Annotated in this window: 11 protein-coding genes; 6 read left to right on the forward strand and 5 right to left on the reverse strand. The window is 69.5% G+C overall.

Features of this window, described 5'->3' with window-relative positions; all coding sequences use genetic code 11:
- The first annotated feature begins 14 nt into the window (after positions 1–14).
- The 3 genes from QM624_RS15350 (at position 15) to QM624_RS15360 (ending at position 3,104) form a co-directional block, all read left to right on the forward strand.
- On the forward strand, positions 15–1,406 hold the full coding sequence (locus tag QM624_RS15350; RefSeq protein WP_415093341.1) for an MDR family MFS transporter: 1,392 nt from the start codon (positions 15–17) through the stop codon (positions 1,404–1,406).
- 76 nt (positions 1,407–1,482) lie between these two features.
- Positions 1,483–2,343: a polyphosphate kinase 2 gene (ppk2, locus tag QM624_RS15355; RefSeq protein WP_415093343.1), complete on the forward strand. Its 861-nt coding sequence runs from the start codon at positions 1,483–1,485 to the stop codon at positions 2,341–2,343.
- Between the two features lie 77 nt (positions 2,344–2,420).
- The gene (locus QM624_RS15360) at positions 2,421–3,104 is read left to right on the forward strand and encodes a DNA-binding response regulator (protein WP_415093345.1); all 684 of its coding nucleotides are present in this window, start codon (positions 2,421–2,423) and stop codon (positions 3,102–3,104) included.
- A gap of 21 nt (positions 3,105–3,125) precedes the next feature.
- On the opposite strand, the gene QM624_RS15365 is transcribed toward QM624_RS15360, so the two are convergent.
- Positions 3,126–3,749: an L-threonylcarbamoyladenylate synthase gene (locus tag QM624_RS15365; RefSeq protein ID WP_415093347.1), complete on the reverse strand. Its 624-nt coding sequence runs from the start codon at positions 3,747–3,749 to the stop codon at positions 3,126–3,128.
- Between the two features lie 62 nt (positions 3,750–3,811).
- On the opposite strand from QM624_RS15365, the gene QM624_RS15370 reads away from it, so the two are divergent.
- Positions 3,812–4,960, forward strand: a complete 1,149-nt coding sequence (locus QM624_RS15370) for a MalY/PatB family protein (RefSeq protein ID WP_415093349.1) — start codon at positions 3,812–3,814, stop codon at positions 4,958–4,960.
- 15 nt (positions 4,961–4,975) lie between these two features.
- On the opposite strand, the gene QM624_RS15375 is transcribed toward QM624_RS15370, so the two are convergent.
- On the reverse strand, positions 4,976–5,560 hold the full coding sequence (locus tag QM624_RS15375; protein ID WP_415093351.1) for a dihydrofolate reductase family protein: 585 nt from the start codon (positions 5,558–5,560) through the stop codon (positions 4,976–4,978).
- A gap of 230 nt (positions 5,561–5,790) precedes the next feature.
- On the opposite strand from QM624_RS15375, the gene QM624_RS15380 reads away from it, so the two are divergent.
- Positions 5,791–6,825, forward strand: coding sequence for a methyltransferase (locus QM624_RS15380; RefSeq protein WP_415093353.1), 1,035 nt, complete (start codon positions 5,791–5,793; stop codon positions 6,823–6,825).
- Positions 6,826–6,875: 50 nt separating this feature from the next.
- A complete protein-coding gene (locus tag QM624_RS15385) occupies positions 6,876–8,288 on the forward strand; it encodes an FAD-binding oxidoreductase (RefSeq protein ID WP_415093355.1) in 1,413 nt (470 codons plus the stop codon).
- Positions 8,289–8,300: 12 nt separating this feature from the next.
- On the opposite strand, the gene QM624_RS15390 is transcribed toward QM624_RS15385, so the two are convergent.
- From QM624_RS15390 to QM624_RS15400, 3 genes are all read right to left on the reverse strand, one after another.
- Positions 8,301–10,514 carry a hypothetical protein gene (locus QM624_RS15390; protein WP_415093357.1) on the reverse strand — a complete coding sequence of 738 codons (2,214 nt, stop codon included), beginning with the start codon at positions 10,512–10,514 and terminating at the stop codon, positions 8,301–8,303.
- A gap of 122 nt (positions 10,515–10,636) precedes the next feature.
- Positions 10,637–11,227 carry a TetR/AcrR family transcriptional regulator gene (locus QM624_RS15395; RefSeq protein WP_415093359.1) on the reverse strand — a complete coding sequence of 197 codons (591 nt, stop codon included), beginning with the start codon at positions 11,225–11,227 and terminating at the stop codon, positions 10,637–10,639.
- 70 nt (positions 11,228–11,297) lie between these two features.
- The coding region (locus tag QM624_RS15400; protein WP_415093361.1) for a hypothetical protein at positions 11,298–11,556 on the reverse strand (259 nt) is incomplete at its 5' end.

Consider the following 11,556-nt stretch of genomic DNA (forward strand, 5'->3'; position numbering starts at 1 on the left):
CCAGGGACCGGTCGGTGATCACGATCCTGTTGATCGCCGCGTTCGTGGTGATCCTCAACGAGACCGCGCTGAACGTCGCGCTGACCTCGGTGATGAGCGACCTGCATGTCGACGAGCGCAGCGTGCAATGGCTGACCACCTCGTTCATGCTGACCATGGCGGTGGTCATTCCGATCACCGGCTGGCTGCTGGAACGCATCCCGACCCGGGCCGCGTTCATCCTTGCCATGAGCCTGTTCACCACCGGCACCCTGGTCTGCGGGCTGGCCGGCACCTTCCCGCTGGTGCTGGCCGGACGGATCGTCCAGGCCAGCGGCACCGCGATCATGATGCCGCTGCTGATGACGACGATCATGCAGCTCGTTCCGCCCGCTCACCGCGGTGCGGTGATGGGCAACATCTCGCTGGTGATCTCGGTGGCTCCCGCTCTCGGACCCACCATGGCCGGCCTCGTCCTGCAGTTCACCAGCTGGCGCGGGGTCTTCGGCGTCATGGTGCCGATCGGGCTGGCCATGCTGATCATCGGTGCACTGCGGATCACCAACGTCAACGAGACGGTCCGCGTCCCGCTGGATGTGCTGTCGATCCCGCTGACGGTGCTCGGCTTCGGCGGCCTGGTCTACGGGCTCAGCCTGATCGGGGACAGCTCCGTGCCCGCGGCCGAGGTGGCCGTCGCCTTCGCGGTCGGCGTGCTCGCGCTGATCGCCTTCCTGTGGCGCCAGGTGATCCTGGCCCGCGACGACCGCGCGCTGCTCGACCTTCGAGCGTTCCAGCACGGTTCGTTCTCGATCAGCGTGATCGTGATGTCGCTGGCCATGATGGCCCTGTTCGGCACCGTCATCATGCTGCCGCTGTTGTTGCAGCAGGCGCTGCATCTGCCCGCCCTGAGCGTCGGCCTGATGCTGCTGCCGGGCGGTGTGCTGATGGGCCTGCTCGGCCCGATCGTCGGCCGGCTGTTCGACCGGGTCGGCGCCCGGCCGCTGATGCTGCCGGCCTCCATCGTGGTGGCGGGTGTGTTCTGGCTGCTGTCCACCATTCAGCCCGACACCCCCTGGTGGTTCGTGCTGGCCTGCCACATGGCGATGAGCGCATCCTTCGCCTTCATGTTCACGCCGCTGTTCACCATCGCGCTCGGCTCGCTGCCCCGCCAGCTCTATACCCATGGTTCAGCCATCGTGGGCACGGTGCAGCAGCTGGCCGGCGCCTTCGGCACCGCCGTCTTCGTCACCGTCTTCGCCGCCCAGTCGGACGCGCACAAAGCCACCGGTGCCGGTGTCGAGGAGAGCCTGCTGTACGGCTCGCACCTGGCCTTCCTGGGAGCGGGTGCGGTGTGGCTGCTCGCCATCGTGGCGACCGGATTCCTGCGCACACCAGAACCCAGCGACGAAATGCCGTCGGTTCACTGACAAGCGGATGTACAAGAACTGAACGCAATTTGGCGGAGTGCTGGTGGCCCGCGGCCGGATACGGCACGATACGCCCATGGCGAAACTCCCGAAGCTGGATAACGAACTCTACGAAGCCGAGCTGCTGCGGTTGCAGTCGGAACTGGTAGAGATGCAGGAATGGTTGCGTACCGAGGGCAAGCGATTGGTGGTGGTGTTCGAAGGTCGCGATGCAGCGGGTAAGGGCGGCGCGATCAAGCGGATTACCGAGTACCTCAGCCCCCGGATCGCTCAGGTGGTGGCGCTGCCGGCACCGACTGAGCGGCAGCAGTCGCAGTGGTACTTCCAGCGGTACATCCAGCACCTGCCGTCCGCGGGCCAGATCAAGTTGTTCGACCGGTCCTGGTACAACCGGGCAGGCGTGGAGCGGGTCATGGGCTACTGCACGACCGAACAGCATCGGCGCTTCCTGCGCCAGTGCCCGATCTTCGAGCGCATGCTGATCGAAGACGGCATCATGCTGCGCAAGTACTGGTTCTCGGTGTCCGACAAGATGCAGGAGAAGCGGTTCAAGTCGCGACTGACCGATCCGATGCGGCAGTGGAAGCTGTCGCCGACCGATCTCGAGTCGCTGACCCGGTGGGAGGACTACTCCCGGGCCAAGGACGAGATGTTCGTGCACACCGACATTCCCGAGGCCCGCTGGAATGTCGTCGAGTCCGAGGACAAGAAGCGTGCCCGGATCAACATGATCGCGCACCTGCTGTCGTCGATTCCGTACCAGAAGATCGAGCGGCCCGAGCTGACGCTGCCGGAGCGCCCGCCGTCGACGGGCTACCAGCGCACCGACCGCGGTCTGCAGTACGAGGTGCCCGACGTCACCAACGGCCTGGTCAAGGGCAAAAAGAAGAAGAAGTACGTCGACCCCGAGGAAGATCTCCACGCCGACGAGGGCTGACACCATTCTGCGCGGCGGGCACGGACATTCCGGGCCCGCCGCGCAGGCATGTCGGGCCGTAGTGGAATACTGACCGCGTGCACAGCAAGCCGATCAGAGTCGCACTGGTCAACGACTACGAAGTGGTGGTCACCGGCCTGCTGCACATGTTCGCCAACTACACCGACCGCGTCCAGGTGGTGAAGCTGGTCGCCGGCCGCGAGGTGCGCGAACCGGTCGACATCGCGCTCTACGACAGCTTCGGCCAACTGCCACCCGACAGCCCGCGCATCGAGGGTGTGCTGGCCAACCCGCTGGTCGGCCGGACGGTGATCTACACCTGGAACTTCCAGCGCGCTCTCGTCGAACGCGCCCGCCAGCAGGGCATTGCCGGCTACCTGTCGAAGACGCTCCCGGCGCGGGTGCTGGTCGAGGCACTGGAACAGGTGCATGCCGGCCGGATGGTGGTCAGCCCGGCACCGAAGTCGGCGAACCCCACCGGCGGCAACTGGCCCGGTCGTGAAGAGGGGCTGTCCTATCGCGAGAGCGAGGTGATCGCACTGATCACCCACGGGCTGCCCAACGCCGAGATCGCCCAGGGCATGTACCTCAGCCCCAACTCGGTGAAGAGCTACATCCGTTCGGCGTACCGGAAGATCGGGGTGGTGCGGCGTTCCCAGGCGGTCTCCTGGGGCATGCGGCACGGCTTCTCCAGCGACTACATCCGTTTCGATCCCGAAGACGTCCAACCCGATGACGAGGCGAGCAAGTCCGCCTCCTGACCGCGGCGCATCTCCGGCGGCTCAGCCCTCGAAGAGGCTGACGTCGCCCGAGCCGCGCCGGATGATCTCGATCTCGTCGCCGCTCAGGTCGATCACGCTGGTCGGCTCGGTGCCGCAGTCGCCCGAATCGACGACGGCGTCCAGGGCCTGGCCGATCTCATCGTTGACCGTCCAGCCGTCCGACATCGGATCGGTCTGGCCGGGCAACAGCAGGGTGCTGGACATCAGCGGCTCGCCCAGTTCGTGCAGCAGGGCCAGCGCGGTCACGTGCGCCGGGAGCCGGACGCCGACGGTCTTCCGTTTCGGCTGCAGCATCACCTTCGGTGCTTCGCGGGTCGCCTTCAGGATGAACGTGTAGCCGCCGGGCGTGGCCGCCTTGATGGCCCGGAAGACGTCGTTGCTCATCTGCACGTACTGGCCCAGCTGGGCGAACTCGCTGCACACCAGGGTGAAGTTGTGCTTGGCGTCCAGGTCGCGCAACTCCCGGATGCGATCCAGCCCGGAACGGTTACCCATCACGCAGCCCAACGCGTAGCCGGAGTCGGTCGGGTAGGCCACCAAGCCTCCGTCGCGGAGGATGCCGGCGATCTGGCCGAGCGAACGGGGTTGCGGATTGTCGGGGTGGACGTCGAAGTACCGGGCCATCGTCACTACCTTCCTGTCGAGACCTTGCGCCCAGAGCTCGGGCGAGCCGCCAGAATGCAGCTATGACGATCTTCTCCCTGACCGAGGCGGAATTGCGACAGCGACGCAGCCTGAAGTGGTGCACCTACGAATCGGACGTGCTGCCGATGTGGGTCGCGGAGATGGATTCGGCCGTGCTGCCCGCCGTCCGGGAGAGCCTGGACGCCGCCCTCGACCGCGGCGACACCGGTTACCCCTACGGCACCGACTACGCCGACGCCTACCGGGCTTCCGCCGCCGCCCGCTGGGGCCTGGAGCTGGCCCCCAGCCAGGTGCGCAACGGCGGCGACGTGATGAACGCGGTGCTGTGCGTGCTGGAGGCCACCACCGATCCCGGTGACGGCATCGTCATCACCGCACCGGTGTATCCCCCGTTCTGGCAGGTCACCAGCGGCTATCGGCGGCGCACCGTTCCGGTCGCGCTGACTGCTGAGGGACGGCTCGATCTGGACGCCCTGGCCGAGGCCTTCGCCGCTCCCGACGTCACCGCCTTCCTACTGTGCTCGCCGCACAATCCGACCGGTACCGTGCACACCGCCGAGGAGCTGACCGCGGTCGCCGAACTGTGCACGGCGCACGGCGTCCAGCTGGTGGTGGACGAGATCCACGCCTGGCTGGTCGACCCCGCTACCGAGTTCGTGCCGACGCTCAGCGTGCCGGCGGCCCAGAACGCGGCCGTCGTCACCTCGGCGGGCAAGTCCTGGAATCTGGCCGCCTTCAAGGCCGGGCTGTACATCGTGGGCACCGAGGCTGGTGCGCTGCTGCGCAACCTGCCTCCGCTCGCCTACGGCTCGACCGGCCACCTGGGGGCGATCGCGCATGCCGCGGCGCTGCGTGAGGGGCAGGACTGGGTCGACCAGGTCTGCGCCGAGATCGCCACCAACAAGCGGCTGCTCGGCGACCTGCTGCACGCTCTGGTGCCGGGTGCCCGCTACCAGGCTCAGCCCGGCACCTACCTGGCCTGGGTCGATTGCACCGAACTCGGCCTGGACGACCCCTACCGGCATTTCCTGAAGGCCGGACGGGTGGCGTTCTCGGCCGGCCAGAACTTCTCCCCCGATCACCGGCAATGGGTGCGGATCAACCTGGCCGCCTCGCCGTCGATGATCACCCAGGGGGTCGAACGGATGGCCATCGCGCTGCGTCGATCCGTGGAGTCGCCCCGGGTTTGACGCAGCGCGCAACCCCTACCGGGTGCGAACTCTGAACGTGGTGTGGATGGCGGTCGGTGTGGCCACGGCGTCCAGCGCCTCGAGCTGGAGGTGGTCGGTGCCGAGGTGGTCGAACATCCGGGTGCCGGCGCCGAACAGGACCGGCACGACATGCACCGAGAGCTCGTCGACCAGGCCTGCCGCGATGAACTGCTGCCCGATGTCCGCGCCGCCCATGATGCAGACGGTGCGCTCTCCCGCGGCGGCCTGCGCCTGGCGCAGCGCCCTCTCCAAGCCGTCAGTGACGAAGGTGTAGACACCGTTCTCCGGCGCGTCGGAGGCAGCGGAGTGAGTCACCACGAACACCGGACGGCGGGCGCCGCCGCTGGGCCCGTCCGCACCCCACCAGGGCAGCGAGGTGTCGTAGGTGGTGCGGCCGGTGATCACCGCGCCGAGACCCGCCACCTGCTCGGCCAGGTAGTCGCCGTTACGTGGGTCGCCCCCGAACGCCCATTCGTTGAGCCGCTGGCCGCCGGGGCCGAGCGGTTCCTCCGCGGTCTGCCCCGCCGCGGTCATGAAGCCGTCCAGCGACATGCTGATGTCGAAAACCACGCGTCCCATTGCCTGCTCCTTCATCGGATTGTTCACCTGGCGTGATGCTCCGTGGACCGGCTGACCAACGGCCAGGCCACCCGCTGTCCGTTTGGTGCCACTGCGCCACACCGCTGTCGCGTTCCTCTGACGTCAGCACCCTGAGGTGGCAGCGACTGGGCACTGACTGACCTGGTCGCTGGTCACCGGGGCGGCTGAGGGTGGCCGGTGTAGATACCCGGCGCACCTTTGGAGGTCCCATGACTGCCGACACCGACAGCACCCTGTCCCCCGTCCCCTTGATGCAATTGGCGACCGGCTTCTGGGCGTCGAAGACGCTCGCCGCGGCCGACGAGCTCGACCTGTTCAGCCGCCTGTCCGGCACGACCGGCACCACCGCCGAAGAACTCGCTGCGATGCTGCGGATCGCCGTGCGACCGGCGGAGATGCTGCTCACCGGCTGTGCCGCGCTTGGGCTGCTCGACAAGCGCGACGGTCGCTACCTCAACAGCGCGCTGGCCGAGGAGTTCCTGGTCCGCGGCAAGCCCTACTACTTCGGTGGATTCGTCCAGATGGCAGATCAGCGGCTCTACCCCGGCTGGGGCAGGCTGACGGAGGCCATTCGGACCAACCGCCCCACCACCTGGGATCCGGAGCGGCAGAGCTCGCTGTTCGACGGCGAGGACCCCGAGCTGCTGGCGGTGTTCTGGGAGGCGATGCATTCGCTGTCGACGTTCAGCGCCCGCGCGCTCGGTCAGGCCGTCGACCTCAGCGGCGTCCGCCGGCTGCTCGACGTCGGGGGTGGTTCCGCCGCGTTCGACATCGAACTGTGCCGGCTCTACCCGCAACTGACGGCGACGGTCTACGAGTTGCCGCAGGTCGCCGACATCGCCGCCGGCAAGATCGACGCCGCCGGCTTGAGCGAGCGCATCGGGACGGTGGCCGGCGACTTCTTCGCCGACCCGTCGCTGCCCGGTGGGCACGACACGATCCTGCTGTCCATGATCATGCACGACTGGGCGGAGGACCGGTGCCGCACGATCCTGCGGAAGTGTTGGGCGGCGCTGCCCAGCGGCGGCCGGCTGATCATCGCTGAGCTGCTGGTCAACGACGAGCGGACGGGGCCTGCGCCCGCAGCCCTGATGAGCCTGAACATGCTGGTCGAAACCGAAGGCCGCAACTACACACCAGGCGAATACGCCGACTGGCTGGGCGACCTGGGCTTCCACGACATCGACACCGTCTGGTTCGAGGCGGCGGGTGCGAACGGTGCGGTGATCGGCCGGAAGCCGTGACACCGCGACCTCGCGCACCCCTATCCCCCACATCCAAGGAGATTCCTGCAATGAACGACCAAACCCGAGGCCGCACAGCCGCGGCCGCACCGATGCGTGGCCTCATCAACGGCCATGTCCATCTGCCCGGCGACCGGCTCTACGATCAGGCCCGGACGCCGTGGAACGTCGCTGTCGACCAGTTGCCGGCAGCCGTCGCGATGCCCGCCGATGCGGCCGAGGTGGCCACCGTCGTGCGTGCCGCCGCCGAGCACGGCCTGCGCGTCGCGCCGCAGAGCACCGGCCACAATGCGGGTCCGCTCGCTGCGCAGCGCCTTGACGACACGGTTCTGCTCAAGACCTCCAGGATGAACCGGGTCACCTCCGACCCGGCCCGCGGGATCGTCCGTGCCGAGGGAGGTGCCCTGTGGGGGCCGGCGGTCGCCGCGGCCGCCACACACGGCAGGGCCGTCCTGCACGGCTCATCGCCCGACGTCGGAATCGCCGGTTACACCCTCGGGGGCGGCATCGGCTGGTACGCGCGCAAGCTCGGCCTGGCTGCGAGCAGCATGGTCGCGGCGGAACTGGTGATCAGCGACGGCACCCTGGTGCGCACCAGCGCCGAGGAGAATCCGCAACTGCTCTGGGCTCTTCGTGGCGGCGGCGGCAACTTCGGCGTGCTGACCGCCCTCGAGTTCGCGATGTACCCCATCGACACCGCCTACGCGGGATTCCTGTTGTGGGATCTGGCCGACCTCGACCGGGTGCTGCGGGTGTGGGCAGCATGGGCCCCCGAGGCCCCTGACGCGATCACCACGTCGTTGCGCGCGTTGCGGCTCCCCGCGTTGCCGGAGATGCCGGACTTCCTGCGCGGCCGTTCGCTGGTCATGATCGACGGGGCGGTGCTGGGTTCCGACGATGAGGGGGCCGAGCTCCTTGCGGGTCTGCGGGCGCTGCGTCCTGAGCGGGACACCTTCGCCCGCGTCCCCGCGGCCTCGTTGATCCGGCTGCACATGGACCCCGAGGGGGAAGCCGCCGTGGTGTCGGATTCGACTCTGCTCGGTGACCTGCCGGACGCCGCCATCGACGCGTTCGTGGCGGCGGTCGGACCCGGGGCGGAGACCAGCCTGCTGGTCGGAGAGCTGCGGCAGTTGGGCGGTGCCCTCTCCGTCCGCGCCGGGGGCGGCGCAGTCGATCGGCTGGACGGCGCCTTCGCCGGCTTCGCTGCCGCCGTCGCGCCGACGGCGGAGCTCGAGGCCAGGGGCCGAGCGGACGCCGTCCGGTTGACCGACGCACTGCGTCCGTTCGGCACGGGTGCCGCGTACCTGAACTTCGTCGAGCACGAGACCGAGGTCGCGCCGGGATTCCGGGAGGAGGCCTGGCTGCAGCTCAAGGGAATTCGCAGCGCGATCGACCCGGATGGCCTGTTCGTGGCGAATCACCCGATTCCGCGGCTCTGGGAGAACGGCGCGCCGTCGAAGTGAGGGAGGAGCGCCTCAGGCGGACAGCACTCCGCTGTCGACGTCCAACTCCCACAACCAGTCGCTGATCCGCGCGACGGCACGGTCTCGATAGCGGCGATACGTCGTGAACGGCAGGTCGAGTATCTCGGCCGCCTTCTCCTGGGTGGGCGCGGGCCGCAGGTAGGTGCGGTCGAGAACCCGGAAGAGATGCTCGCTCTTCGGATCCACCTTGAGCACCTGCGCGGCGTCGGCGACCAGGGCGCGCAGGACCCGATCGGGCCTCAGTTCGGGGTCGGCGCGACGCCGGGCCCGGGCGATACCGGTGGCCAGCAATGGGTTCCGCAACAGTGCGGACGGCCGGTGCAGGTCGCGCAGCACCTGCTTGACCGACGCGGTGAACTCCTCGTACGACAGGGCCGCCGCTTCGTCCCAGGTCTGGTCCGGCAGCTGCTCCCCCAGTTCGCGGACGGCGGTCCGCTCCAGCCACAGCTCGACCCCCATCCGACGCCAGTCGTGGGCGAACCGGACGACGCCGGAGTCGTCTCCCGGCAGGGTGTCGAAATCCCAGTTGCTCAGCAGCTCCGCCCACGCCGTGTCCTTCTCGTCGAGGACGACGAACTCCCAGGCGGTCGATCCCCTGAGCAGGATGTCCTCGAGGTGCCACGCGCGGAAGGTTGCCGCCACCCGCCGTCGTTCGCCGGGTGCGGCTTCCGGGGCGATCACGAAAAGCCAGGCCAGCACCTGCTCCCCCGGCCGGGCGGGCGCGTTCCGCTCGACGTGGTCCAGCAGGGCTGCGATTTCCGGGTCGGCAGCCAGGTCGTCGGGTTGCGCCAGCTGCAGCGGCAGCCGGACGCCGAATCCAGACAACACGCCCGCGTCGTCCCGGACCACTCGCAGATACTCGGCATGCCGCTGGAGCCAGTGCGCCAGGCCCGTCCCTGCGCCGCGCACCGAGCGGGCCAGGGCGACGGCGTCGTGGACGTCCGCCGGGCCTGCGGCGGTCGTCGGCAGGAGTCGAAGGTCGGGCTCCGGGCCGTCCGGCTGGTCGCCCAGCAGGGGTCGGGCCAGAAAAAGCAGCTCCTCCGCGGCCTGCTGAGCTGTCGCGGGATGGTCCGCCGAGCGACGCAGCTGCTCGACCAGGTGCGTCCGCAGCCGGCCATGCAGGTCCGCGTAGCCCTCCGGGTCGCGGCGCCGCAGATCGGCCTCGACCACGGCGCGGATCAGGGGTGCCGGCCGGAGCCCGACCTGCGCGTCCTCCACGAACGGCAACCCGCGCAGCCATTGCCACAACTGCGAAACCTGGTGCTCGGGAGCCCCCGGCAGGGCGGCGCGCAGGACAGGCTCGGTGGTGACCGCGGCGTGCGCGGTGGCCTGCAGCGCCAGCCGGTGGCCGCCGCTGGGCGCCTCGTCGACGGTGCCCTCCAGCAGTTGATCGACCAGTCCGGGCACGTCCTCCAGCGATCCGGGCACCTGCAGCGTCCCGGACCGCCGCAGCGCCTCCAGGCACAGTGCGGCGGCCAGCGGGTGGCCGTGGGTGAGTCGCATCAGGTCGGGCAGCAGCTGCTCTGGAAACCCTTCGATGGCCAACAGCCCGCGCACGGCGTCCCGGTCGAGGTCACTCAGCGGCAGCACGTACATCAGCCGTCGCCATCCGGCGTCCGCGAGCCAGCGATGCCCGGGTGGTCGGCGGTGTGCGACGACGACCAGGCTCTGCCCCGGCAGCGACGGCAACAGTTCCTCGCGCAGCCAATCCTCGTCGGCGGCCCAGGCCTCGACGGTGTCCAGCAGCACCACCGGCCGGTCTGCGCAGACCAGACCCGAATCGGCGGCGCCGAGGGCGTTCAGCAGGGCCGCCCGGATCGCCTCCCGGTGCGAGCCGACGCGGCGGGCATCGAGGGCTGCGACCCGTCGTCCGGCGGCCCGCGCCACGTGCGCGTACGCCTCGAGCAGGGTCGATTTGCCGATGCCGCCCGGTCCATGGACCCACACCGCGGCGGGCGAGGCGTCCCCGCGAGTCCGCTCCAGGTGATCGCTGAAGACCTTCAGCTCGATCGTCCGGCCGACGAAACGTCTGTTCCGCTCACGTTGCAGCAGCTCGCGCAGGTGGGGCGCAGATTGTGCCGTCGCTCTCCCCCGGGAACCGTTCGACGAGCCGATCGTGCCGCAGTCGGGGTCGGACGCGCGGACGCCCTCGGCCGTCCCCCGCTTGAAGGCCGGGTTCCTCGCGCTTCTGTGTGCGTGGAGCATGCGCCCCCCGTCCGCCGGACGCCGCTCGCTGGCACCCCAAGGCCATGGGCCAACGGCGTACGACTATAACGATCGTTTCACCTCATGCCACGGTAGCTCACCGGTGGCCGGCCGGCAAGGAGTCAGGCGCGCCGGGCCTCTTCGATCAGCCGCGCAGCCGTGGCCCGAGCGGTGCGCACCACGGCGATCGCCTCGGACGTCTCGCGGCTCTCCCGGAGACCGTCGGCCAGCGCGCCGTCGTAGAGCAGGACGAGTTGGCGGCTCAGCAACTCCGGGTCGGGCACGCCGAGCGCGTCGGCCAGGCTCCGCAACTGCTGGCGGAGGAAGGCGGTATCAGCCGCCAGCCATTCCCGGCCCGGATGCTCGGCCGGCAGCTCCACCGCGGCGGAGAGGAACGTGCAGCCACGCAGGTAGCCCGCCCTGCGGTACTCCACGAGCGCATCGAAGACCGACAGCGCCCGCGCCGGCGCATCGCTGCTGCGGTCGAGCATCTCGCCCCACAGCTGCTGCCACTGCGCGAACCGCTGTCGCAGGTATTCCGCGACCAGGGCGTCCTTGCCGCCCGGGAAGTGGGCATACAGCGTGGCCGGGGCAACCCGGGCCCGGCTCAGGACCGCGTCGACACCCGTCGCCGCGATCCCGTGGGCGTAGAAGAGCTCGCCCGCTGCTGCGATCAGGCGCTCTCTCGCCGGCGCCGGCTTGACCTCGACCATGCACGCACCGTACCTCCGCCCGATCAGCCACGGCGGGGGCGCTCACCCTGATAGCACTCAGTCGTGGAAATCAGTCGTAGAGCTGGGCGGCGGCGTTGCCGTTGCCGGGCAGCCGGGTGATCCCGATCAGGCTGAGCAGGACGGTGTCCACCGAGGTCGACGTGGTCACCCGGACGGTGCCGTCGGCGGCCAGGCTGACATTGCCCTGGATGCCCGGTTCGCCGGCGATCACTTCCTGGGCCGCGGCGAGTGCCACGCCGGCGTCCGGACGGTGCCCGGCCTGACGCTGCGGCGCGGTGGCGTCGACGGCGGCGCGGGCGGCTGCGGCA

Source organism: Micropruina sp. (assembly GCF_047606365.1).
Lineage (GTDB): Bacteria > Actinomycetota > Actinomycetes > Propionibacteriales > Propionibacteriaceae > Micropruina.